The organism is Natrinema sp. H-ect1, assembly GCF_041821105.1.
Taxonomy (GTDB): domain Archaea; phylum Halobacteriota; class Halobacteria; order Halobacteriales; family Natrialbaceae; genus Natrinema; species Natrinema thermotolerans.
Map to the genome: position 1 here is coordinate 532,416 of NZ_JBGUBA010000003.1, position 22,653 is coordinate 555,068.

The following is a 22,653-nucleotide window of genomic DNA, read 5'->3' on the forward strand; positions in this document are numbered from 1 at the left end:
TCCAATGGCTAACATGGAAACGGCGGAGCTGGAAACCGACCTAAGTCTGTTCAAATACGACAACCTAGAGCAGTTGCCCCCCCAGTACCGGGAGCTCGAGGAGTCGGAACGAACGGACCGCATCGAGGCGGCCCTCGAGGAGTTGGGCGACGACGTCGTCATCCTCGGGCACAACTACCAGCGACGCGAGATCGTCGAACACGCCGACTTCATCGGGGACTCCTACCAGCTCTCGACGGAGGCGGCCGAGGCCGACGCCGAGTACGTGATCTTCGGCGGCGTGACGTTCATGGCCGAGAGCGCGGACATCATCACCGACGACGACCAGTCCGTGATCCTCCCGAGCATGGAGGCCTCGTGTCCGATGGCGGGGATGGCCGAGGCCCTGCAGGTCGACAGCGCGTGGGCCGAGATCACGGCCGCCGCGCCCGACGACGACATCATCCCGATCACCTACATGAACTCCTACGCGGACCTGAAGGCCTTCTGTGCGAGCCAGGGTGGGCTCGTCTGTACCTCCTCGAACGCCCACAAGGCCTTCGAGTACGCCTTCGACAAGGGCGATAAGGTCCTCTTTCTCCCCGACAAACACCTCGGGGAGAACACGGCCCACCGGCTCGGTATGGAAGACGAGATCGCCCAGTGGGACCCCTGGGATCCGGCGGGGAAAGACGCCGACGAGGTCGCCGAGAGCGACATTATCCTCTGGGACGGCTACTGTCAGGTCCACGAGCGGTTCACCGCCGACCACATCGCCGAGATCCGTGCGGACCACCCCGACGCGAAGGTGGTCGTCCACCCCGAGTGTCGCCGCGAGGTCGTCGAGGCCGCCGACCGGGTCGGTTCGACCAGCACGATCTGCGAGACGGTCGAAAACGCCGACCCCGGCGAGACGTGGGCGATCGGCACCGAGATCCACCTCACGAACCACCTCCAGCGCTGGCACCCCGAGGTGAACGTCCTCCCGCTCTGTGGCGACGCCTGCATGGACTGCAACGCCATGCGCCAGATCGACCCCAACTATCTCACCTGGGTCCTCGAGGAACTCGTCGCGGGCCGGGAACACAACGTGATCGAGGTCGCCCCCGAGGAGAAGGAACTCGCGGAAGTGGCCCTCGACCGCATGCTCGAGATCTGAGATGACCGAAACCGACACCAGCACGGCGACGACGACCGACGGCGAAGTTACGGACGTTCTCGTCGTCGGCAGCGGCATCGCGGGCTGTGCGGCCGCTCTGTCGGCCGCCCGGGAGGGCGCGGAGGTTCTCCTCCTGACGAAAGCGACCAAACCTGACGACGCCAGCACCGACTGGGCCCAAGGTGGTATCTCCACGACGCGGGGCGACCCCGACTCGCTCAAATCGGATATCATCGACGCCAGCGACGGTACCGCCGATCCCGACGCCGTCGAGACGCTCGTCGCGAACGCCGACGACGCCGTCGAAGACGTTCTCGTCGACACCCTCGAGGTCGCGTTCGACGAGAGCGAGGACGGCGAGTTCGACTACACCCGCGAGGCGGCCCACTCCGAGTACCGGATCCTCCACGTCGACGCCGCGACCGGCTCGCACATCCTGCGCCCGTTCCTCAACTACGTCGACGCCCACGAACACATTGAGGTCCGTCAGGACACGGCGGCGCTCGAGTTGATCACCGCCGAGGGGCGGGTCCATGGCGTGGTAAGTGACGAACAGTCGGAGGGTCACCCGATCTACGCCGGCGCGACGGTGCTGGCGACGGGCGGCATCGGCGCGCTCTACGGCCGGTCGACCAACCCCGACGGCGCGACCGGCGACGGCATCGCCATGGCCGCGCTCGCGGGGGCCGACGTCGAGGACATGGAGTACGTCCAGTTCCACCCGACCGCCTATGCTGGCGACGATCCCTTCCTGCTCTCGGAAGCCCTGCGCGGCGAGGGTGCGGTGCTTCGCAACGGGGACGGCGAGCGGTTCATGGAGGACTATCACCCGCAGGGCGATCTCGCACCACGGGACGTGGTCGCCCGCGCAGTCGAAACGGAACGCGAGGAAACCGGCGAGGTCGTCCTCGACGTGAGTCCCCTCGAGTTCGAGGCGGAGTACCCCGCCATCGCCGAGAAGTGCCGGGATCGGGGCATCGAAGGCGACGAGATCCCCGTCGCGCCCTGCGAACACTTCCTGTGTGGCGGCATCGCCGTCGACGACCGCGGTCGCACCTCGCTCGACCGGCTCTACGCCGCCGGGGAGTGTGCCCGCACCGGCGTCCACGGCGCGAACCGGCTGGCGAGTACGAGCCTGCTCGAGGGGCTCGTTTGGGGACTGCGCGCGGGTGAGGACGCTGTCGGGTTCGATCCGGAGCCCGTCGAGGCGCCCGAACTCCGAAACCGCGACCCCGACCTGCCCGACCGGTTCGCCGCCGAGAAATTCACCCGGTTGCAGCAAACGATGGACGAGTACCTGGGGCTCGAGCGCGACCCCGAGGAGATCGCCCGCGCGGGTTCCGTCCTCCGGCGGCTCAAGGGCGAGGTCGACGCCTACGTCCGCACGCGGACGACACGCAGCCTCTACGAACTGCGCAACGCCAGCGTCGTCGCGCTGTTGATCGCGCGTGCGGCGAGCGAGAACACCGAGTCGATCGGCTGTCACTACGTCGTCGACGCGGAACGTCCGCCTCGAGCCTGACTGGACGAGCGGTCGCACGGGCCGACTACCGGCGTCGGCGAGTCGGACGGCCCCTGCTACCAGTGCCCGTTCCGCTTTCGGAACGCTTGAAGTCACCTGTGGAGAATGTCGAGCGTGGCCCGCGCTCGCCTCTTCGCCTCCCTCTGTGGACTCGTCTTCTTCGTCAACCTCGCCAGAATCGTCTTCGCACCGCTGCTCGACGTGTTCATCGGCGAGTTCGCGATCGGCGAGGCGACGGCCGGACTCATCGTGACGCTCGCGTGGGTCGGGAGCGCGTCGCCCCGATTGCCCACCGGCTGGCTGCTCACGAAGGTCCCGAGACACTACGTCGTGATCGGTGCGGGAACGATCCTCGCGGTTGCGTCCGGCCTCGCCGCGACCGCGACGACGGTCCGTCATCTCATGATCGGCGCGTTCCTCATGGGAATCGCCTCCGGGGTGTACTTCGTCTCGGCGAACCCGCTGTTGAGCGAACTGTACCCGACGCGGATCGGCCGCGTCATGGGAATCCACGGGGCCGCCAGCCAGCTCGCCGCGGTGATCGCCGCTCCCTTCGTTGCGCTCGCCCTTCTCGTCGACTGGCGGCTCTCGCTGTGGGCGATCGCCGTCGGGGCGGCGCTTGTCACGGCCTACGCGTGGTACGCCGCGAGCGGGACCGAGATGCCGGCGGCCGGACGGGACGACCGCGACTTCGTCGCCGGCGCGCTCTCGGAGTGGCGGATCATCGTGACGGCGCTTGCCATCGTCGGTGCCGCGTCGTTCGTCTGGCAGGGCGTGTTCAATTTCTACGAACTCTACATGCAGTCGAAGGGGCTCTCCGACCGCGCCGCGGGGACGATGCTCACGGTCGTCTTCGCCGCCGGGGTGCCCGCGTTCTTCCTCGGCGGCGACCTGGCCGACAGGCTCCCGAAGGTCCCGTTTCTGCTCGGGATCGTCGGTGCGTTCTCGGCGTGCCTGCTCGCGCTTACCGTCGTCGACGGACTGATCGCGCTGGTCGTCCTCTCGGCGGCCATCGGGGTCGTCATCCACACGCTGTTTCCGGCCACGGACACGTATCTCCTCGATACGCTCCCGGACTCCGCGCGCGGCAGCGCCTACGCCGTATTCAGTTCCGCGTGGATGCTCACGCAGGCACTCGGCTCGTCCGCGCTGGGGCTGTTCATCGAGCGGGGATACACCTACGACGCGGTCTTCGCCGTCGCCGCGCTCGGTCTCGCCGCCACGATCGCGGTCCTCATCGTCCTCGAGCGGACGGGGCGGCTCCCCGAGTAGCCCGTAGATCGCGACGAACCGGCTCGGTCGCGAGTTCGAGGCCGCACCAAGCGGGTCGCTTTTTTGCCGGGCGCTCACAGACTCGCGTATGATCACCGACGTGCAGGTCGAACGCTGGCTCCGCGAGGACGTGGGCCACCACGACGTGACGAATCAGGTGCCCGGCGAAACGACCGGGCGACTCGTCGCGAAAGAGTCGGGCGTCGCTGCCGGCCTCGAGGCCGCGACGGCGGTCTTCGACTACCTCGACGTACCCGTGACCGACCGCCTCGAGGACGGAACCGAGATCGAACCTGGCGACGAACTCCTTCGGGTCGAAGGGGCCGCACGCGAGGTGCTGCGTGGGGAACGCGTCGCCGTGAACCTCGCGGGCCACGCCTCGGGGATCGCGACGCGGACGCGCGAGGCAGTCACCGCGGCGCGAACCGAATCGGACGACGTCGCGATCGCCGCGACCCGCAAGACCACCCCCGGCCTCCGCGGGGTCGAGAAGCGGGCGGTCGTCGCGGGCGGCGGCGACACCCACCGGCTCGACCTCTCGCATATGGTCATGGTCAAGGACAATCACATCGAAGAGATGGGCCTCGAGGGGGCGATCACCCACTTCGACGAGCGGACGTCGTTCGCGACGAAGATCGACGTCGAGGTCGAACGCGTCGAAGACGCCCCGCGTGCGGCCACAGCGGGTGCCGATATCGTCCTGCTGGACAACATGACGCCCGACCGGACGCGGGACGCGGTCGCGGAACTCGCCGACTACGACGGCGTGTTGGCCGAGGCCAGCGGCGGGATCGCCGTCGCGGACGTGCCCGACTACGCCGCCACCGGTGTCGACGTGATCTCGATGGGGTCGCTGACCCACTCGGCGCCGTCGCTCGATCTCTCCTTTCGAACCGGGAACTGACGCCCACTTACTCCTCGCTCCAGGCCTGAACGTCCGACTCCTCGAGGAAGAGCGAGGGATCGTCGTGGGAGAACGTCACCCAGCCCGCGACCGGATCGGCCGCGACGTGAACCAGCAACTCCGCCTCCAGCAGCGCGGTTTCGAAGACGGATCGACACGCCGAGACGTCGTAGACCAGCGGGACGAGGACGGCCGTCTCGGTCTCCTCGTCGCGTTCGACCGCGAGCGCCACCCGGCGATCGCCGTCGCCCTCCTCGAGGGGCCGGTAGTAGACATCGGCCGCGGAAATCGTTACGTCGCCGTCCTCGATCAGTCCTTCGACGAGTTCGTACGCCGACTGCGAGACCGCGACATCGAGCCCGGTCCGATCCTCGCTCTCGACCGGTGAGACGTCGGTCGGTTCGAGGACGACGGCGTCCCAGCCCTCCTCGCGGTACTCTTCGGCGATTCCCGCCGCGTCCTCGAGGAGGTCGTCCCAGACGGCGTCCGTCCCCATCGAGTCCTCCGCCGTCATCGCCGCCCCTCCGGTCCCGTCGGTGTGTGCATACCCGGGGGAACGACGTGGAGACGAAAAACGTTACCTCACTTCGGGGATCGTGGTAGCGGTCCGATATTATTAGGTGATGGCGAGTCGACACGTCACGCATGTCCGCCCGCGACGACTCGGGACGCGATCGCAAACCGTTCCCGAAACGACTGGGTGAACTCGCCGTTTCGATCGTCGTCCTGACCGGCGTGACGGTCGTGGTCGGCTACGGCGGCTGGGCCGTCCTGACGCTGCTCGCCAAGCTGGGCGGTCCCGATCCGGAGACGGCCGACGGGGACCCGCTCAGGGAGCGACTACTGGCCTGGCCCGAACGGAACCGCGAGTTCATGCGAAACGACGGCTGGGGGGAACTCCCGCTGAAACCGTAGCCCGACGCGAGCGGCCGACTCGTTCCGTCACGGCTCGGACTCCGCGTCGTCGATCGAACCGACAGTCGCATCGCCGACCAGTTCGTCCTCGAGCGCCCGGCGGACGGGCTCGGGATCGGCCGGGCCGTCCGCGTCCGCGACGGTGCCGACCGACGCCGGCTCGAGCGAGAGCCCGAGCGTGCCGTAGACTCCCTCGAGAACGTCTGCGAGTCCTTCCCGGTTCGCGACGAGGACGACGCCAGCGACGAGCGCGGCGTCCTGCCGGACCCGCTGGGCGATGCCGACGACCTTCCGTCGCTGCCCGTCCCTCCCCTCGGTCGACAGCGAGTGGGTCCCCGGACAGAACGCGTCGTCGGGCTCGCCCCTGACCGGCGAGGGGCCCAGTCCCTCGAGCGCGCGTTCGACGGCGGCCGTGGCGCGCTCGTAGCGGTCGGTGGTCCCCTGCCGATACTCCGCGACCGGCTCCGCACGGGCAAAGGCCAGCGTCGTCTCGCCGTCGTAGGCGACCGCCCGCCCACCGACCGACCGCTCGATCGGCGGGAACCCCCGGTCGTCGGCCGCCTCGCGGGCGCGGTCGTACCCCTCGAGTTCGGCGTCCCGGCGGCCGAACGCGACCTGTCGGTGGGGGACCCAGACCCGGACGGCGGGCTCGCCGTCGGCGGCGCTCGAGAGCAGTCGGCGGGTCGCGTCGCGATCGGCGGGGATCGAATCGGCCCGTCCACGAAGCACGCGCATATCGGCCGTTCGACTCGGTGGGTCTAAACGGTCACGCCACCCAGCGTCGGACGACCGATGGCCGTTACGCTCCCCGAAGCAGTCCTGGCCCAGTACGAGCGCTTCTCGCTGTACAACTCGCCCTATCCCGCCCACGACGGCGGCTGTGCGATCGACCTCTATCCGGGGACGCTCGCCGACGGGCGGACGACCGCCGCGCCAAGCCCGGTCGCCGGCACCGTCCGGGAGACCCGCACCGTCCGCGCGCCGCCGAAACCCTACGCGCCCGACCACGACCACCTGATCCTGCTCGAGCCAGCGGCCTCGAGCCCGCTGGCCGGCCGCACGGTCCGGATTCTGCACGTCGAGCCCGCGGTCGCGGCCGGCGACCGCGTGGCGCGTGGCGACTCGCTGGGGCGACTCGTCCGCGCGGGCTTTTTCGCGCCGTGGGTCGACAACCACCTCCACGTCGGCGTCCGGGAGCTGGACCAGAACCCCTACCGGGCGTCGGGCTCGCTCCCGCTGGAACTCGGGGTCTCGGTCCGGCCCCTCGAGTGGGACGGCACCGGCCGCGTTCGATCGGCCGGCGACACCTACGCGGTACTGGATGCGCCAGTGCATCCGAATCCCGGCGCTGAATTCGTCGGCGTGGGGGCCGACGGCGGCGGCGTCATAGACGGCGGGCTCCCCCACTACGACGGCGGCGGACTGCTCGAGCGCGGCGAGTCGCTCGAGGCCGACGACCCGGCCGAGACGGTCGTCTCGCTGAACGGCGATCGCCTCGGCGTCGCGACCGGCCGGACGATCGCGTGGGACGACCTGACCGTCACGGCAAACGGCGAGCCGATCACCGGGGTGTCGCTGTTCTGTGCCCGCGACGGCGCGTTCGGTGCGAAACTGATCTGTCCCGATCGCCGCTTCGAAGTCGGGACGGACGTTCGCGTGCGGGTCCGCTCGAGCGACGAGCGCTGATCGATGCCCGTCCCGGACCGCGGTCCGCGAACCAACGGCGGACAACGGGAACGACTAGAAACGTAGCTGTCAAGAGCGTCGCCGAGAGACGGGCGGCTATGACCGAGGACACCCCGACGGAGGCCATGCTCGAGGAGTTCGACGATCGCGAGAGCATGCTGCAACACTTCCTCGACGAGAACCAGGAGTTCCTCTCGTGGCTCGGGACGAGCATCGATCACGTCGGCGACGGCACGATGACGATGTCGATCCCCTACGACGAGAAGTTGACGAACACGCGGCCCACCGCCGCCGACGACGAACGGGCGGACATGCACGGCGGCGTCGCCGCGACGCTGATCGATACCGTCGGCGGCCTCTGTCTGCGGACGGCCATGGACGATCCCTTCGGCGCGCGGATCGCAACCATCAACCTGAACCTCAACTATCTCCGGCCGGCGACGGGGGATCTCGTGGCGACGGCGGACGTCGTCCGGGTCGGCGGCAGCGTCGGCGTCAGCGAGATCGTCGTCGAGAGTACGACGCCCGACGGGGAAACCCACGAGGTCGCGATCGGGCAGGGCGCGTATCGGGTCTTCCGGGGCGACTGATCCCGGTCACGGCCGCGCTCGTCGCGGCTCCGCCTCGTTCTCGCTCTCCGTCGGTCACCGATCGGCGTCGTCTACGAGTCGGCGGTCAGTATCCGCAATCGAGCCACGAACGCCGCGGTAACGAGTCCGAAGACGAGCGCGGGCAGAAACGCACTCGCCGAGACGTAGTACCAGAACACGTACGCGCTACCGGCGGCACCGAGCAGGTACACCGGCAGTAACCGCCGTTCGTTCATTCGGACGGTCCCTCCATCGTCGATCCGTCGCTCGAGTTATCGCCGACCACCACACGTACCGATCGAACCCCGCTCATACCCCTTCGTTCGACTGACGGGGGTAAACATCTGCGGACCGGCAACCGTCGGTCGAGCGTCCCGCTCTCGCGAGCGACCGTGTCCCCGTCGATGGCAGTCCTCGAGTGTCGGCGGCGCAGCGACTCAGCCGTCGGTGGATACCATCCGCAGCCGAACGACGAGATAGCCCGCGACGAGGGCGAACGCACCGGCGTACAGCCACGTACCGTTCGTAATCGCGTAGCTGAACGCGATGGCGTTGAGCGCGATACCGACAAGATACAGCGGACGCAGTCGCCGCCGGTTCATGTGCGATCACCGCCCGTCGCCGACTCGAGGCGCGGACCGTTCGCTTCGTCGTCGAGTCGTGATCGACCGGAGTCCATAGCCGACCCTTGGACCGACGGCCGTGAAAAGGCAGGGGCCGAGCGAGCCACCGTCGACGGGCGGTTACGCGAACGCGATCTCCGCGCTCGGTTCGACCTCGCCGAACAGCCACGCGGCGTGATCGAGGGCGTACTCATGGTGGTCGTCCTCGATCGCGCCGATGCAGTCCTCGAGCATGATCGGCCGGAAATCCCGTAGCCCCGCACTACCGCCGGTGTGGAGAACACAGACGTTCGCGAGGGTCCCACAGATCACCAGGTCGTCGATCCCGCGGGCGTTCAGCCATCCCTCGAGTTCGGTGTTGTAAAAGGCGTCGTAGGTGTGTTTCTCGATCACGTGGTCCCCGTCTTCGACGGGCAGCTCGTCGACGATCTCGGCCTCCCACGAGCCCTCGAGGACGTGTTCGCCCCACTGCTCGAACTCGTCGTAGTAGTGGGCGTCGTCGAACTGTTCCGGTGGGTGGACGTCGCGTGTGAAGACCACCTGCGTCCCGGCCTCGCGAGCGCGCTCGAGCAAGTCGGCGATCGGCTCGATGACGGCCTCGCTGCCCGGCGCGTACAGCGAGCCGTCCGGATGACAGAACCCGTTTTGCATGTCGACGACCACTACCGCCGTGCGATCCGGATCGAGTTGCATGCCTGGCGGTACGAACGGGATCGTCAAAACGTTCGCGCCGGCCTCGAGGCGGTTCGCGTATCGCCCGCAACTCGCGGCTCACCGCCCGACCGCCTTTCATGCGACTGCCGAATACGGAACCCGCTGGGACGAGAACATCGCTCCGTTCCGCGAACCCCTTCGATCCGATCATGAAGTACGAACGCCTTGAGGAGTACGGCGCGATCGGCGACGGAAACACGGTCGCCCTCGTCGGCCGCGACGGCTCGATCGACTGGTGTCCGTTGCCCCACGTCGAGTCGCCGAGCGTCTTCGCCGCCCTGCTCGATGCCGACCGCGGCGGCCGCTTCGCCGTCCGCCCCCGGCAGTCGTTCGAGTCCGTCCAGCGCTACCGAGATCGGACGAACGTCCTCGAGACGACGTTCCGGACCGCCGGCGGCGCGGCGACGGTGACCGATTTCGTGCCCGTCACCGACGCCGACGACCGGCCGCCCGCCGTCTACCGGAAACTGGACTGCGAGGACGGCCCGCTCGAGGTCGCGATCGAGTTCGACCCCCGATTCGACTACGCGCGGGACGTGCCCGAGATCGAGTCGACGGCCGACGGCGTCGTCGCGACCGGCGACGACGAGCGGGCCGTCCTCGCGAGCGACCTCCCGCTCGAGCCCGCGAGCGACGGCCCCGGAGCGACCGCGACCGCGACGCTCGCGGGCGGCGAGACGCGCTGGCTCGCGCTCGGGTACGGCGAGGGAATCGCCTTCGAACCGTCGCGGTATCGGGAGGCACTCGCTGGAACGATCGACTACTGGCGCGACTGGGTCCACGACTGCGACGGCGGGGAGCGTCCCGTCGGCGACCGGTGGCACGACCTCGCGGTCCGGTCGTCGCTCGTCCTCAAACTCCTGATTCACCGCGAGACGGGCGCTGTGTGTGCGGCCCCGACGACCTCGCTGCCCGAGGACGTCGGCGGCGTCCGCAACTGGGACTACCGCTACAACTGGATCCGCGACGCGGCCTTCACCGTCCGGGCGCTGGCCGAACTGGACCACCTCGAGGAGGCGCGGTCGTACTTCCGGCTGTGTCTCGACCACTGTCGGCACCACGACCCGGCCGACGTGCCGCCGGTCTACGACCTCCACGGCGGGGCCGACCTCGAGGAGCGCGTCCTCGATCACCTCGAGGGCTACCGCCGTTCGGCCCCCGTTCGCGTCGGCAACGCGGCCCGGAAGCAACACCAGCTCGACGTCTACGGCGAGTTGATCCTCGCGATCTACGAGAGCGTCCGCTACGGCGAGCCGATCCGGGCCGACGACTGGGCGGTGGTCCGTGACTTCGTCGAGTACGTCTGCGACGGCTGGGACGACCCCGACGCCGGGATCTGGGAGGTACGGAGCGACCCCGAGCAGTTCGTCTACTCGAAGGTGATGTGCTGGACGGCGCTCGATCGCGGGATCGAACTCGCCGCGGCCGCCGACGGCGTCGACGCGCCCCTCGAGCGCTGGCGGGCCCGTCGCGAGGACGTTCGGGCGGCGATCCTCGAGCGGGGGTTCAGCGAGGGAACGAACAGCTTCGTGCGCGCTTTCGACGACGAGGACACGCTCGACGCGGCGAACCTGCTCGTTCCGGTCGTCGGGTTCCTCCCGCCCGACGACGACCGCGTCCGGGGGACGATCGACGCGACGCTGGACCGGCTGGCGACCGACGACGGACTCGTCCGGCGCTACGAGGGCGACGACGGCCTGCCGGGGGTCGACAGCCCGTTCGTCGTGTGTTCGTTCTGGCTCGTCACTGCGCTCGCGCTCGCCGGGCGGACCGACGAGGCCCGCGACCGCTTCGAGTCGGTCCTCGAGTACGCCAGTCCGCTCGGCCTGCTGTCCGAAGCGATCGACGAGGAGACCGGCGAACAACGGGGCAACTATCCGCAGGCCTACAGCCACATCGGGCTGCTCAACGGCGCGCTGTACCTGGCGGACGCGACCGGCTCGGGCGACGCGTCGCCGGCACCGCTCGGGAGCGAGGCTGACGGCGTCGATTCGGAGACGGAGATCGTCCGGCGATCGAACGACGACGAGTGAGACCAATGAGCGACGACAACACCAACGACTCGAGCGAGGAATCGACTGCGGTGACGACAGACGCGCGAGAGCGCCGTTCGCGACCCGACGACGGCGACGGAAGCGGAGCGGACGGTTCGAACGGGAGCGGCGCAAACGACGGTGGCGACGGAAACGGCGACGGCGGCGACTCGATGCGGCCGGGCGAGATGATGCTCAAACATCCAGTAAAGGAGACCTGGGTCCAGTACGCCGTCATCTCGCTCGGTATCTGGCTCGTCGCGAGTACACCGGCCCTGAACTACGGGAGCGCGTTGATGGTCTGGAACGGCGTCGTCAGCGGGCTCCTCCTGATCGCGCTGGCCGGGCTCACGATCTACCGCGAGAGCGGCTACGCCAACTACGCCAACGGCTTCGTCGGTCTCTGGCTCGTGTTCGCGCCGATCGCGTTCTGGGCCCCGACGGCCGCGGCGTACGCAAACAACGCGCTCGTCGGGACCATGGTGATCACGTTCTCGGTGCTGATCGTGATGCGCTCCGAGATGGACGGCCCGACGATCCCGCCGGGCTGGTCGTACAACCCCTCGACGGGGGCCCAACGCGCGCCGCTGATCGCGCTCGGCATCTTCGGCTTCTTCGCCTCGTGGTACATGGCTGCCTTCCAACTGGGCTACATCGAGCGCGTCTGGGACCCGCTGTACGATCCGGGAACCGCGGCGATACTGACCTCGAGCGTCTCGGAGGCGTTCCCGGTCTCCGATGCAGGTCTCGGCGCGGTGGCCTACTCCGTCGAGGCCCTGATGGGCTTCATGGGCGACCGTCGGCGGTGGCGGACGATGCCGTGGATGGTCGCCTTCTTCGGTGTCGTCGTCATCCCGCTGGGCTTCGTCCAGGTGCTGCTTGTCATCAGTCAGCCGATCATGGTCGGGACGTGGTGTACGCTCTGTCTGCTCTCGGCTTTCGGCATGCTCTGGATGATCGCGCTGACCGTGGACGAGGTCGTCGCGATGGGGCAGTTCCTCGTCCGGCTGATGCGACAGGGCGACAGCCTCTGGACCGCGTTCTGGATGGGTGGAACGTTCCCAGAAGACGAGGCCGGCGTAAGCGAGAACGCGATGAGAGAGATCGACGACCGTCCCGCCAGCGAGCCGTTCTGGGGCGTCTCGACCCCGTGGACGCTGCTGGGAGCGATGGCGCTCGGCGCGTGGCTCATGCTCTCGCCGACCGTCTTCGGAACGACCGGACTCATGGCCGACAGCAGCCACCTCGCCGGCTCGCTGATCGTTTCCTTCACCGTGATCGCGACCGCCGAGCCCGCTCGCACGGTCCGATTCTTGAACGTGCCGCTGGCCGCGTGGGTCGCCGTCGCCCCGTGGCTGCTCGACGGCGTCCCGACGCTCGCCGCGATCAACGCCGGCGTCGCCGGGGCGCTCGTGGTGCTGCTCAGCGTCCCGCGGGGCTCGTTCGAGGACCGCTACGGCGGCTGGGAGGAGTATGCAACCCTCCGGACGTTCGATCGGCTCAACCCGATCAGTAGCTAACGATGGCAGGATCCACTGACTCCGAAGTCGTCGTCGTCACGGGTGCATCGGCCGGCGTCGGGCGAGCCACCGCTCGCGCGTTCGCCGAACGGAACGCGAAGGTCGGTCTCCTCGCACGCGGCGAGGACGGTCTCGAGGGCGCGCGCGAAGACGTCGAGAACGCGGGCGGCGAGGCGGTCGTCGTCCCGACCGACGTCTCGAACTACGACGAGGTCGAGGCGGCGGCCGAGACGGTCGAAGACGCGTTCGGCCCGATCGATGTCTGGGTGAACAACGCGATGGTGTCGGTGTTCTCGCCGGCCGCGAAGATGACCGCTGACGACTACCGTCGCGTCACTGCGGTCACCTACCTCGGCTACGTCTACGGCACGCAGGTCGCCCTCGAGCGGATGCGCCCCCGCGACGAGGGGACGATCGTCCAGGTCGGTTCGGCGCTGGCGTATCGCGGCATTCCGCTCCAGTCGGCCTACTGCGGCGCGAAACACGCGATCCAGGGCTTCACCGAGTCCGTCCGGACCGAACTCATCCACGACGACTGTGACGTGCAGTTGTCGATGGTGCAGATGCCCGCGATGAACACCCCGCAGTTCGAGTGGTCGAAGAGCCGGATGCCGAAACAGCCCCAGCCGGTGCCGCCGATCTATCAGCCCGAGGTCGCGGCTCGAGCGATCACGTGGACCGTCGACAGCGGCGAGGACGAACTGTGGGTCGGGCGGTCGACGGTGAAAGCGATTCTCGGGAACCGTCTGATCCCGCGACGGCTCGACAACTACCTCGCCAGCGGCGGCTACGACTCCCAGCTGACCGACGAGCCGACCGATCCCGACCGGGAACACAACCTCCACGAGCCGGTGGCGGGCGATTTCGGTGCGCACGGTCCGTTCGCCGACCGAGCGCGCGACCGGAGTTACCAGCTCCAGGCGTCGATGCATCGGCGGGCGCTCGCCCTGCTCGTCGGGCTGGCGGTCGCGATCGCGAGCGCGGTCGTCGGCCGCCGACTCGTCTCGCGCGATACCGACTGGTGACCGCCCGCGTCGGCGGGCGCGCGGCGTAACCATTGTCCTTTTTACATTCCTGTTCAAACGGATAGCTATCACATCGTATGAGATCGACCTCCGCCCGTTCGTCCGTCGCCCTCCTCGCAGTCGTCCTCGCCGCAGTGTTGGTAACCGGCGGGGTCGCCGGACCGGTCGTAGCGACGACCCCGACTGCCGACTCGAGTAGCGCGATCGATGCTTCGCCCGCCACCGAGTCGATCGCTGCCTCGAGCGCAGTGACGGAACCGCAGACAGACCGCCCCGCCGACCCCTCGACCGAGGACACCGTCGGCTACGTCGAGGGCTACTGGTACGACGACGAACTACCGGTCGACGACCGCAGTGACGCCGTCGTCGACGAGTCCGAACTCGACGCCGTCGTCTACCGGTCGATGGCCCGCGTCGAGCGGATCCGGAACCTGACCTTCGAAGACGGCGTCGACGTCGATGTCGTCACCCGCTCGGAGTATCAGGAAACCAACGACGACCGGTTTACCAATGTCACCGACGCCGACCGTCTCGAGGGCAACGTCGGGTACGAGGCGCTGTTTATGGTCGACCGGGACACCGATGCGATGAACTCGACGAAGTCGGTCTACGGCGGTTCCGTCGCCGGCTACTACGACCCCGAAACCGACGAGATCGTCATCGTCTCGAACAACCCCGAGACGCCGGAGTTAGACGAACTCACGCTCGGTCACGAACTCGTCCACGCCTTGCAGGACCAGCGGTTCGACCTCGAGTCGCTCGAGGGGACGACCCAAGACAGCGATACCGGGATCAGCGGCCTCGTCGAGGGCGACGCCAGCCATGTCGAAAACGAGTACGAGCGTCGGTGTCGTACCGACTGGGACTGTCTCACGCCCAGCGGTAGTGGTGGGCAGGGCGGCGTCGGCGACGTCAACTGGGGGATCTACTTCAGCATCTACCAGCCCTACAGCGACGGCCCCGACTACGTCGACCACCTGCGCGAGCAGGGGCCGGGCTGGTCCGCGGTCAACGCCGCCTACGACGACCCGCCGACGACCACCTCGGCGGTGATTCATCCCGGTTCCGACCGCGAACCGGCGACCGTCTCGGTGCCGGACCGCTCGAGCGAGGACTGGCGACAGCTCAGGATCGACGGCGAGGTGGCCAACGACACCGTCGGCGAGGCGGGGATGGTTGCGATGTTCGCTGCCGACACGGTCGATCGGAACCGCGAGCCGGTGATCAGCGCCGACGACTTCTTCCGGGGCGGCACCGGGGAGTACGACTACGACCAGCCGGCCACCGACGGCTGGGCCGGCGACGAACTGGTCGTCTACACGAACGACGACGCCGACGCCGCGAGCGGCCCCGGCGCGGCCGGCGACGCCGGCTACGTCTGGCGGACACAGTGGGACACGGTAGACGACACCGAGCAGTTCGTCGACGCCTACGGTCAGTTGCTCGCGACCCACGGTGCGGAATCGGTCGAGGACCGACAGGACACCGCCGTCATCGAGGACGGCGGCTACGCCGGCGCGTACTACCTCGAGCGCGACGGCCGAACGGTGACGATCGTCCGCGCGCCGTCGGTCGCGGAACTGCCGAACGTCGAGGCCGGTGCCGCGCCGGCAGGCGAGAACGAACTCCTGGCCCTCGAGGAGGGAGCCGAGACCGTTCCCGGCTTCGGCGTCGGGGTCGCGGCGATCGCGCTCGCACTGGCGGCGGTCGTCGCCCGCGTCGCCGCCGGCCATGGACGGAACTGACCCTCGGGCGGATCCCGGTACGGCCCCCCGACCGATGACTCTTTGATCGCGTCGCCGAATACCCACCCAATGTCTCGAGTACGGCTGTTCGCCGTCCTCGCGCTCGTCGTCCTCTCGGGCTGTGCCGTGCCCGGCACCTCCGACGGGTTCGACACCGATCGCGACCTCGGCTACGTCGACGACTACGCCCACGACGACGTCTTTTCGTTCGACACGAGCGACGGCCTCTCCGAGTCCCAACTCGAGGCCGTCAAATACCGCTCGATGGCGCGGATCGAGGTCGTTCGCGGGCTCAAGTACGAGCGCGACGTCGACCTCGAGATCGTTACGCGCGAGGAGTACCGCGCCCAGCGAGGGGCGACCCGCGGGAACGGCTCGGCGTTCCGAAACGAGGTCTGGCGCGGTGCCTTCCTCGTCGACGGCGAGACGGATGTCGACCGGGCGTTCGATGACCTCTATGCCGATTCGATCCAGGGCTACTACGTGAACGATCGGATCGTCATCATCGCCGACGACGCCGACGAGATCCGGATCGACCGGCGGACGCTGGTCCACGAACTGACCCACGCCCTGCAGGACCAGCACTTCGGCATCGGCCGCGAGAGCGAGACGATCGACGGCCTACGTGCCGAGAACGGGCTGCTCGAGGGCGAGGCGGGCTACGTCCCCGCTCGGTACGATCGCCGTTGTGGCGCGGCGTGGCAGTGTCTGTCGGACCCACAGCCGCCGGCAGCCAGCGGCGAGGCGCTCACCCGGCGACCGTTCAACGCCGGGCTCTTCCTCTCGATCTACGCCCCCTACGCCGCGGGACCGCCGTTCGTCGCCGATCTCCACGACCGTGGCGGGTGGGCGGCCGTCGATCGCGCTCACGACGATCCGCCCCGGAGTACCGCACAGTTGCTCCACTCCGAGCGGTATCCCGACACCGAGCCGGTTTCCGTCGAACTGACGGATCGCTCGAGCGACGGCTGGGACCCCGTCTCGGACGACGGCGAGCCGCGGACGGAGACGGTCGGCGAGGCGACGCTGTTCGCGACGCTGTGGGCAAACGGCGTCGTCGACCGGCCGCTCACCCGCGGAGCCGGCGAGCGATCGCCGTACAACTACAGCCATCCGGCGACCGCGGGCTGGGCCGGCGACGGGTTGCAGGTTTATCAGGCGACCGACGACACCGACCGGACGGGCCACGTCTGGCGGCTCGCGTGGGACAGTTCGGCCGACGCACGCGAGTTCGCCGACGCCTACCGCGGACTCCTCGAGAACCGCGGGGCCGAACGAGTCCGGACGGCCGGCGACGGCGTCTACCGCATTCCCGACGACGAGTCGTTCGACGGCGCGTATCGTGTCTCCGTCACCGACGACCGTGTCGAGATCGTCGGCGCGCCGACCGTCGACGCACTCACGGCGATCCGTCCCAGGGAAACGGACACGCGGCCAACGCCGTCGCTCGAGGCGGCGGACCGACCGTTGTCGGCCGCCGCTCCCTCGGTCTCGCCGGCGACCGTCGCCACGCCGTAGACGGGCAGTTTTTTTGTCTCCCACGGGAAACCGACGATATGTCAAACCCGTTCGGCACCGTTCCCCCGGACGCGATTCTTGCGGGGGAAGCCACCGACGCCTACTTCGAGCGGACCCGGGCGACGCTCGAACACGCGGACAAGAACCCACACGTCGTCGCCGAAGTCACCGCCGACCAGTTCCCGACCGGCGATTTCGACGTTTTCACCGGCGTGAAAGACGTCGCGACGCTGTTCGAGGGCCGCGACGTCGACATCGACGCGCTCCCCGACGGCCAACTGTTCGACGGCGGCCCCGTCTGCCGGATCGAGGGTCCCTACCTCGAGTTCGCCGCACTCGAGACCGCGCTGCTTGGCTTTCTCTCGCAACCGAGCGGGTTCGCGACGGCCGCGCTCGAGGCGCGGGTGGCCGCGCCTGACTCGCTGGTGCTTTCCTTCGGTGCGCGCCACGTCCACCCCTCGATCGCGTCGACGGTCGAGCGGGCCGCGCTACTGGCCGGACTGGACGGCTTCTCCCACGTCGCGGCCGGCGAGATCCTGGGAAGGGAGGCCGGCGGCACGATGCCCCACGCGCTCATGTTTTGCTTCGGCGAGGGCAACCAGGCCGACGCCTGGACGGCCTTCGACGAGGCCGTCGGCGAGGACGTGCCCCGCATCGCGCTGGTCGACACCTTCTGGGACGAGAAAAGCGAGAGCCTGCTGGCCGCCGAGACGCTCGGCGACGACTTGGACGGCGTCCGGATCGACACCACGGGATCCCGCCGGGGCGACTTCCGCCACATCATCCGCGAGGTCCGCTGGGAACTCGACGCCCGCGGCCACGAGGACGTCGACGTCTTCTGTAGCGGCGGGCTCGCGCCCGAGACGATTCGCAACCTGCGCGACGTCGCCGACGGCTTCGGCGTCGGTAGCCACATCACGGGTGCCGACTCGGTCGACTTCAGCCTCGACATCGTCGAGATCGAGGGCGAGCCGATCTCCAAGCGCGGCAAGCTGTCGGGGGTCAAAGACGTTTACCGAACCCCCGACGGCGGCCACCACGTCGCGCTGGCCGATCGCGAGGCACCCGACGACGGCGAGTCGCTGTTCGAGCCGCTGGTCCGGGACGGCGAGGTCGTCCGGGAGTTCGACCTCGAGGCGGCGACCGATCGCTGTCTGACCGACGCCGCTGCCGTCGACTTCGGCTCGACACTCGAGGAGTAGTTCCGGACGACAGCCGTCGCTGTGCGTTCGAGACGGATCGAGCGGCGGAAAACAACGTGGCGTCTAGATCTCTTCGATGCTGCCGTCGGCCTCGCGCTCGCGGAAGACCTGTCCCTCGAACAGCGTCACGACGACGTCGTCGTTCTGCCAGGCCCCCGGGGCGAGCTTCGCCTTCCGGCAGGTCCGATCGAGGTACTCGCGGGCGCTCCAGTCGTTCTCGACGGGTACCGTCGGGTAGAGCCAGCCGCCCTCGCCGCCGTCGATGGCGACGCCGTGGGTCCCCAACTCGAGGTCGGCCAGCGGATCGTCCGTCAGGACGACGCTCTTGACCGTACAGACCGACACCGTGAGGTTCGGCAGCTCCGAGGGGCTGACCTCGGAGCCACAGGAGTCCTCGCTGGCGGCCTCGATGGCCGCGTCGACGATGACGTGGCCGAGCTGGTCGTCCGAGTGGTAGCCGCCCGCACAGCCCCGCAGGCTCCCCCGGCCGCGGGTCGACTCGAGGCGGACGAACGCCCCGGTCCGCTCGTAGAAGGCTTCGCGCATACTGCCCGGTTGTTCTCGTTGCCCGTGTTGTACGTAGGATTCGACGGATTCTCGCGCGAGTTCGACCGCGCGAGCCCCGTCTTCGTAGGAGAGGTCGACGCCCTGTCGCTGGGACATACAGATGGACAAGGGGATAGTCGTCCTAAAACGCTTCCATTCGTCACTGGGTGGTTTTTGAGACCCCGATCGGGGGACTTATTCGCCCCACGAGCCTATACCCAGTGGGAGAGAGAGCCCGGCCGCCGCGATGGTCGTACCGGTGACGGTATGACCACCTAACGTGATGCATCCCGTCGGGATGCATCACGCTCTAACGTTGCCCGTCCCTCCGGGACGCGCAACGCTCGCGAGGAAAGTCCCCCCACCTGTTCGGGCAGGTGACCGGACGCAAGTCCGGAGCGGGAGACCGCTGGCTCTGGAACAGAAACGACACGTCTCGGCCCGACCGATGACGCGTGCGAATCCGACCGAGAGGAAGGAGAGTTGACCCGCAGAGGGCGGCGGTCGCAGTGACGTGGTTCGAAACCACAGGTCGTGTTCGTCACGGCCGACCGCTCACGGACGGCCGAGGAGCGATGGAACGGCGAACCCTCACCGGTGCAAGTCCGCGCCGTGGTAGCCCGAACGCCCCGCGGCACCGCCGCGGACGGCGCGGACGCTCAGCCGAATGCCGGGCCGAACAGAAGGGGGCTTACTCCTCTCACCCAGTTTTCGCCCTCGAGCGGTCGCTATCCTCGCAGAAACCTCTGACAGAAGTTATTTATTCGCTGTCACGCTCGGTTCTGATATGAACAGCCGCGAAGTCGTCGTCTATCTCGGAGCCATACTGCTGGCGTTCATGGGGTTACTCGTAGCTGGTCTTGTGGCATCTGTCCTCGAGTTCAACGCAGACATGGTGGAAATCGCAATGTTGCTCGTGTTCTACGGGATCGCACTCGGCGGCGGCCATCTGTACCTCGCGCTCCGAAACGAGGGCAGCGACGTGCCACCGTCCGCACGATGGCGATATCTCGCGGTTCTCATCATCCTCCTCGTCGCAGGTGCCGCACTCGCCGTTAACGGTGAGCAGACCATCGCAACGATCGAACTCAGGACGATCGGACGGGCCGTTATCGGCGTGACGATCGTCGGCTACGTCCTGACTGAAGCCGTCGACGGCTATCGGACGGTTCGCTCGAGTTGATTCGCCAATTTCCGCGGACACGTTTCATCGACATCAGCCGCTCGCTTCGCTTACGGTTTGGTGTCGGCAGAAACGCGTCCTGACGGAGTCTCACGCGAGCGATAGCGAGCGTGAGGCACGTCAGGACCAAACGACGCAGCGAGTGCTGAACATCGTGAAGCACTCGTAAGGAGTGAGCGTCCTGACGGAGATTTGAACTCCGGTCCCTGGCTCCGCAAGCCAAGAGGATAGTCCACTACCCTATCAGGACTCATCTCTTCATACCCCGGTGAACATTAAAGCCCTTTCGAAAGGCCCCCGTCGTCGTCCCTGATTCACATGGTCTGCACGTGAAGGTTTATATACAGAACCGGGGCCAGTCGAGGGCGTGACTCCCCACTGGCACCCCCTCGAGCGAGCGGTCGACCGCGGCGGTTCGACGCGATCAGAATCGACCGACGGAGCCGGATCGTCGGCCGCCGTCTGGCCCTGGCCGGGACGCCGAATGGATAACGCTTATGCGCGGGCTACCCATGCACGAGCATAGAATGAGCGATATCGAGGGCGTATACGAGGACCTCGAGGCCGACGTCTCCCTCGAGGAGTTTCGCGAGGCCGTCGAGCAGAAAGTCGAGCAGATGGGTGGGCTCGCGGACGAGGAGACGGCGGCGATGCTCATCGCTCACGAGATCGGCGAGAGCGAAGTCGGCGGGATCGCCGACATCGAGCCCGGCATGGAGGAGGCGAAGTTCGTCGCCAAGGTGATCTCGATCGGCGAGAAGCGCACCTTCGAACGCGACGGCGAGGACGAGGACGGCCAGGTCGTCAACGTCGAGGTCGCCGACGAGACCGGCTCGGTACGGGCCGCCTTCTGGGACGACCACGCCGAGGCCGCGATCGGGGAACTCGAGGAGGGACAGGTCCTCCGGATCAAGGGCCGCCCCAAGGAGGGTTTTTCCGGCGTCGAAGTCAGCGTCGACGACGTCGAACCCGACGACGACACCGAAGTCGAGGTGCAGGTTTCCGACACCTACGCCATCGAGGACCTCTCGCTCGGCCTCTCGAACGTCAATTTGGTCGGTCTGCTGCTCGATACCGACAGCGTCCGCACCTTCGACCGCGACGACGGCTCGGAGGGGAAGGTCTCGAACCTCGTGCTGGGCGATTCGACCGGCCGGATCCGCGTCACGCTCTGGGACGAACGGGCCGACCTCGCGACCGAACTCGAGGCCGGGACGACCGTCGAGGTCGTCGACGGCTACGTCAAGGAACGCGACGGCCAACTCGAGTTGCACGTCGGCAACCGCGGCGCGGTCGAGGAGGTCGACGAGGAAGTCGAGTACGTCCCGGAGAGTACGCCCATCGAAGACGTCGAGATCGGTCAAACGGTCGATCTCGCCGGCGTCGTCCGTTCGGCCGACCCCAAGCGGACCTTCGACCGCGACGACGGCTCGGAGGGACAGGTCCGCAACATTCGGGTCCAGGACGCGACCGACGACATCCGCGTGGCGCTGTGGGGCGAGAAAGCCGACATCGATATCGGCCCCGGCGACGAGGTCGCCCTCGGCGATGTCGAGATTCAGGACGGCTGGCAGGACGACCTCGAGGCCTCCGCGGGCTGGCAGTCGACGGTGACGGTCCTCGAGTCCGACTCGGGGGCGGCCGGCGAGGGGGAGGCCGACAGCTCGAGCGACGAGAACGCGGGCCTGTCCGCGTTCGCCGGCGACGGAAGCGCGGCCGAGGAGACCGCGGCCGACGGAACCGGTACGGCGGACTCGACTGGTGACGGCGAGTCCGGCGACGCGGCGGCTAAAACCGCCGCCACCGACGGCGCTGCCGTCGCCTCCGACGAGCCGACCGACGGCGAGGAACTCGAGTTCACGGGCGTCGTCGTGCAGGCCGGGAGCCCGGTCGTCCTCGATGATGGAGAGACGACCATGAGCGTCGCGACCGACGTCGACGTCGGGCTCGGCGAGGAGGTAACCGCCCGAGGGGTCGTCCGCGACGGCCGCCTCGAGGCAAACGACGTGTTCTGAGGTCGCGAGCAACCTCATCGAGCGCCTAGGAAAAGCGTTAAGGGAGTTAGCTTCGCCTATGAATATATGAACGTCGAACTCCCGTTCGCCCCGGTGGATACGATCATCCGGCGGAACGCGGGCGATCTTCGGGTGAGTGCCGACGCGTCGAAGGAACTCGCAACGCGGATCCAGGAACACGGGAGCGAACTCGCGATCGACGCCGCCGAGGAGGCGACGGCGGACGGGCGCAAGACGCTGATGGCCCAGGATTTCGGCGTCGAACGCGTCGTCGACAAGGACGACCTCGAGTTACCGGTCGCACCGGTCGACCGCATCGCGCGACTCGAGATCGACGACCGATATCGCGTCTCGATGGACGCCCGGGTGGCACTGGCCGACATTCTCGAGGACTACGCCGACAACGTCGCCCGCGCGGCGGCGATCCTCGCGCGCCATGCCGACCGGCGAACGATCACCGACGACGACATCGAGACCTACTTCTCGTTGTTCGAGTGAGCAG

At 68.1% G+C, this 22,653-nt stretch carries 22 protein-coding genes, 1 tRNA gene and 1 other RNA gene; 17 read left to right on the forward strand and 7 right to left on the reverse strand.

The features are described 5' to 3' along the window. Positions 1–4: 4 nt before the first annotated feature. The 4 genes from nadA to nadC all read left to right on the forward strand — a co-directional run bounded on the left by nadA (position 5) and on the right by nadC (position 4,836). Positions 5–1,138: a quinolinate synthase NadA gene (gene nadA / locus ACERIM_RS10950; RefSeq protein ID WP_006649927.1), complete on the forward strand. Its 1,134-nt coding sequence runs from the start codon at positions 5–7 to the stop codon at positions 1,136–1,138. Between the two features lies 1 nt (position 1,139). Further along, positions 1,140–2,660, forward strand: a complete 1,521-nt coding sequence (locus tag ACERIM_RS10955; RefSeq protein WP_373632578.1) for an L-aspartate oxidase — start codon at positions 1,140–1,142, stop codon at positions 2,658–2,660. 114 nt (positions 2,661–2,774) lie between these two features. Further along, positions 2,775–3,932, forward strand: coding sequence for an MFS transporter (locus tag ACERIM_RS10960; RefSeq protein WP_373632579.1), 1,158 nt, complete (start codon positions 2,775–2,777; stop codon positions 3,930–3,932). An 88-nt stretch (positions 3,933–4,020) separates the two neighbouring features. Next, positions 4,021–4,836 (forward strand): carboxylating nicotinate-nucleotide diphosphorylase, encoded by an 816-nt coding sequence (gene nadC / locus ACERIM_RS10965; RefSeq protein ID WP_006649930.1) that lies wholly within the window; start codon positions 4,021–4,023, stop codon positions 4,834–4,836. Positions 4,837–4,843: 7 nt separating this feature from the next. Here nadC and ACERIM_RS10970 read toward each other — a convergent pair whose 3' ends face one another. Further along, positions 4,844–5,350, reverse strand: coding sequence for a hypothetical protein (locus ACERIM_RS10970; RefSeq protein ID WP_006649931.1), 507 nt, complete (start codon positions 5,348–5,350; stop codon positions 4,844–4,846). A 131-nt stretch (positions 5,351–5,481) separates the two neighbouring features. Between ACERIM_RS10970 and ACERIM_RS10975 the strand changes: the two genes are divergently transcribed. Further along, positions 5,482–5,751 (forward strand): hypothetical protein, encoded by a 270-nt coding sequence (locus ACERIM_RS10975; protein WP_006182691.1) that lies wholly within the window; start codon positions 5,482–5,484, stop codon positions 5,749–5,751. Between the two features lie 27 nt (positions 5,752–5,778). Here the strand turns inward: ACERIM_RS10975 and ACERIM_RS10980 are convergent, their stop codons facing one another. Further along, positions 5,779–6,486, reverse strand: a complete 708-nt coding sequence (locus tag ACERIM_RS10980) for a lipoate--protein ligase family protein (protein WP_373632582.1) — start codon at positions 6,484–6,486, stop codon at positions 5,779–5,781. Positions 6,487–6,543: 57 nt separating this feature from the next. Between ACERIM_RS10980 and ACERIM_RS10985 the strand changes: the two genes are divergently transcribed. Together ACERIM_RS10985 and ACERIM_RS10990 are read left to right on the forward strand one after the other, a co-directional pair. Further along, a complete protein-coding gene (locus tag ACERIM_RS10985) occupies positions 6,544–7,437 on the forward strand; it encodes a hypothetical protein (RefSeq protein WP_373632583.1) in 894 nt (297 codons plus the stop codon). 98 nt (positions 7,438–7,535) lie between these two features. Next, positions 7,536–8,027, forward strand: a complete 492-nt coding sequence (locus tag ACERIM_RS10990) for a PaaI family thioesterase (RefSeq protein WP_006649935.1) — start codon at positions 7,536–7,538, stop codon at positions 8,025–8,027. Between the two features lie 71 nt (positions 8,028–8,098). On the opposite strand, the gene ACERIM_RS10995 is transcribed toward ACERIM_RS10990, so the two are convergent. The 3 genes from ACERIM_RS10995 to ACERIM_RS11005 all read right to left on the reverse strand — a co-directional run bounded on the left by ACERIM_RS10995 (position 8,099) and on the right by ACERIM_RS11005 (position 9,343). After that, a complete protein-coding gene (locus tag ACERIM_RS10995; RefSeq protein ID WP_006182687.1) occupies positions 8,099–8,263 on the reverse strand; it encodes a hypothetical protein in 165 nt (54 codons plus the stop codon). 201 nt (positions 8,264–8,464) lie between these two features. Next, on the reverse strand, positions 8,465–8,629 hold the full coding sequence (locus ACERIM_RS11000) for a hypothetical protein (protein ID WP_006649937.1): 165 nt from the start codon (positions 8,627–8,629) through the stop codon (positions 8,465–8,467). 141 nt (positions 8,630–8,770) lie between these two features. After that, positions 8,771–9,343 carry a cysteine hydrolase family protein gene (locus ACERIM_RS11005; protein WP_373632584.1) on the reverse strand — a complete coding sequence of 191 codons (573 nt, stop codon included), beginning with the start codon at positions 9,341–9,343 and terminating at the stop codon, positions 8,771–8,773. Between the two features lie 170 nt (positions 9,344–9,513). On the opposite strand from ACERIM_RS11005, the gene ACERIM_RS11010 reads away from it, so the two are divergent. The 6 genes from ACERIM_RS11010 to ACERIM_RS11035 all read left to right on the forward strand — a co-directional run bounded on the left by ACERIM_RS11010 (position 9,514) and on the right by ACERIM_RS11035 (position 18,407). Then, positions 9,514–11,397, forward strand: coding sequence for a glycoside hydrolase family 15 protein (locus ACERIM_RS11010; RefSeq protein ID WP_373632609.1), 1,884 nt, complete (start codon positions 9,514–9,516; stop codon positions 11,395–11,397). A gap of 5 nt (positions 11,398–11,402) precedes the next feature. Beyond that, on the forward strand, positions 11,403–12,917 hold the full coding sequence (locus ACERIM_RS11015; RefSeq protein WP_373632586.1) for a vitamin K epoxide reductase family protein: 1,515 nt from the start codon (positions 11,403–11,405) through the stop codon (positions 12,915–12,917). A gap of 2 nt (positions 12,918–12,919) precedes the next feature. Beyond that, a complete protein-coding gene (locus ACERIM_RS11020; RefSeq protein ID WP_049965569.1) occupies positions 12,920–13,942 on the forward strand; it encodes an SDR family oxidoreductase in 1,023 nt (340 codons plus the stop codon). A 77-nt stretch (positions 13,943–14,019) separates the two neighbouring features. Then, positions 14,020–15,687, forward strand: coding sequence for an Hvo_1808 family surface protein (locus tag ACERIM_RS11025; protein ID WP_373632588.1), 1,668 nt, complete (start codon positions 14,020–14,022; stop codon positions 15,685–15,687). A gap of 69 nt (positions 15,688–15,756) precedes the next feature. Continuing rightward, positions 15,757–17,205 carry an Hvo_1808 family surface protein gene (locus ACERIM_RS11030; RefSeq protein WP_373632590.1) on the forward strand — a complete coding sequence of 483 codons (1,449 nt, stop codon included), beginning with the start codon at positions 15,757–15,759 and terminating at the stop codon, positions 17,203–17,205. A 38-nt stretch (positions 17,206–17,243) separates the two neighbouring features. Next, positions 17,244–18,407: a nicotinate phosphoribosyltransferase gene (locus ACERIM_RS11035; protein WP_373632592.1), complete on the forward strand. Its 1,164-nt coding sequence runs from the start codon at positions 17,244–17,246 to the stop codon at positions 18,405–18,407. 63 nt (positions 18,408–18,470) lie between these two features. Here ACERIM_RS11035 and ACERIM_RS11040 read toward each other — a convergent pair whose 3' ends face one another. Continuing rightward, positions 18,471–19,070: a TIGR00296 family protein gene (locus ACERIM_RS11040; RefSeq protein WP_006649945.1), complete on the reverse strand. Its 600-nt coding sequence runs from the start codon at positions 19,068–19,070 to the stop codon at positions 18,471–18,473. Between the two features lie 106 nt (positions 19,071–19,176). Between ACERIM_RS11040 and rnpB the strand changes: the two genes are divergently transcribed. Continuing rightward, an RNA gene (rnpB, locus tag ACERIM_RS11045) (RNase P RNA component) lies at positions 19,177–19,659 on the forward strand. 81 nt (positions 19,660–19,740) lie between these two features. Further along, a complete protein-coding gene (locus ACERIM_RS11050; protein WP_373632594.1) occupies positions 19,741–20,136 on the forward strand; it encodes a hypothetical protein in 396 nt (131 codons plus the stop codon). A 177-nt stretch (positions 20,137–20,313) separates the two neighbouring features. Here ACERIM_RS11050 and ACERIM_RS11055 read toward each other — a convergent pair. Continuing rightward, positions 20,314–20,386, reverse strand: a tRNA-Arg gene (locus tag ACERIM_RS11055). A 277-nt stretch (positions 20,387–20,663) separates the two neighbouring features. Between ACERIM_RS11055 and ACERIM_RS11060 the strand changes: the two genes are divergently transcribed. Both ACERIM_RS11060 and ACERIM_RS11065 read left to right on the forward strand, forming a co-directional pair. After that, positions 20,664–22,151: a single-stranded DNA binding protein gene (locus tag ACERIM_RS11060; protein WP_373632596.1), complete on the forward strand. Its 1,488-nt coding sequence runs from the start codon at positions 20,664–20,666 to the stop codon at positions 22,149–22,151. A 66-nt stretch (positions 22,152–22,217) separates the two neighbouring features. After that, positions 22,218–22,649: a histone family protein gene (locus tag ACERIM_RS11065; RefSeq protein WP_006182678.1), complete on the forward strand. Its 432-nt coding sequence runs from the start codon at positions 22,218–22,220 to the stop codon at positions 22,647–22,649. Positions 22,650–22,653: the final 4 nt, after the last annotated feature.

Bases quoted from the DNA above. Each gene is read 5' to 3' on its own strand.
- ACERIM_RS11020 (WP_049965569.1), top strand. From the start codon at position 12,920: ATGGCAGGATCCACTGACTCCGAAGTCGTCGTCGTCACGGGTGCATCG.
- ACERIM_RS10980 (WP_373632582.1), bottom strand. From the start codon at position 6,486: ATGCGCGTGCTTCGTGGACGGGCCGATTCGATCCCCGCCGATCGCGAC.
- ACERIM_RS11010 (WP_373632609.1), top strand. From the start codon at position 9,514: ATGAAGTACGAACGCCTTGAGGAGTACGGCGCGATCGGCGACGGAAAC.
- ACERIM_RS11040 (WP_006649945.1), bottom strand. From the start codon at position 19,070: ATGTCCCAGCGACAGGGCGTCGACCTCTCCTACGAAGACGGGGCTCGC.
- ACERIM_RS10990 (WP_006649935.1), top strand. From the start codon at position 7,536: ATGACCGAGGACACCCCGACGGAGGCCATGCTCGAGGAGTTCGACGAT.
- ACERIM_RS11000 (WP_006649937.1), bottom strand. From the start codon at position 8,629: ATGAACCGGCGGCGACTGCGTCCGCTGTATCTTGTCGGTATCGCGCTC.
- nadA (WP_006649927.1), top strand. From the start codon at position 5: ATGGCTAACATGGAAACGGCGGAGCTGGAAACCGACCTAAGTCTGTTC.
- ACERIM_RS10970 (WP_006649931.1), bottom strand. From the start codon at position 5,350: ATGACGGCGGAGGACTCGATGGGGACGGACGCCGTCTGGGACGACCTC.
- ACERIM_RS10955 (WP_373632578.1), top strand. From the start codon at position 1,140: ATGACCGAAACCGACACCAGCACGGCGACGACGACCGACGGCGAAGTT.
- ACERIM_RS11065 (WP_006182678.1), top strand. From the start codon at position 22,218: ATGAACGTCGAACTCCCGTTCGCCCCGGTGGATACGATCATCCGGCGG.
- ACERIM_RS10975 (WP_006182691.1), top strand. From the start codon at position 5,482: ATGTCCGCCCGCGACGACTCGGGACGCGATCGCAAACCGTTCCCGAAA.
- ACERIM_RS11030 (WP_373632590.1), top strand. From the start codon at position 15,757: ATGTCTCGAGTACGGCTGTTCGCCGTCCTCGCGCTCGTCGTCCTCTCG.
- ACERIM_RS10985 (WP_373632583.1), top strand. From the start codon at position 6,544: ATGGCCGTTACGCTCCCCGAAGCAGTCCTGGCCCAGTACGAGCGCTTC.
- ACERIM_RS11025 (WP_373632588.1), top strand. From the start codon at position 14,020: ATGAGATCGACCTCCGCCCGTTCGTCCGTCGCCCTCCTCGCAGTCGTC.
- ACERIM_RS10995 (WP_006182687.1), bottom strand. From the start codon at position 8,263: ATGAACGAACGGCGGTTACTGCCGGTGTACCTGCTCGGTGCCGCCGGT.
- nadC (WP_006649930.1), top strand. From the start codon at position 4,021: ATGATCACCGACGTGCAGGTCGAACGCTGGCTCCGCGAGGACGTGGGC.
- ACERIM_RS11005 (WP_373632584.1), bottom strand. From the start codon at position 9,343: ATGCAACTCGATCCGGATCGCACGGCGGTAGTGGTCGTCGACATGCAA.
- ACERIM_RS11060 (WP_373632596.1), top strand. From the start codon at position 20,664: ATGAGCGATATCGAGGGCGTATACGAGGACCTCGAGGCCGACGTCTCC.
- ACERIM_RS11050 (WP_373632594.1), top strand. From the start codon at position 19,741: ATGAACAGCCGCGAAGTCGTCGTCTATCTCGGAGCCATACTGCTGGCG.
- ACERIM_RS11035 (WP_373632592.1), top strand. From the start codon at position 17,244: ATGTCAAACCCGTTCGGCACCGTTCCCCCGGACGCGATTCTTGCGGGG.
- ACERIM_RS11015 (WP_373632586.1), top strand. From the start codon at position 11,403: ATGAGCGACGACAACACCAACGACTCGAGCGAGGAATCGACTGCGGTG.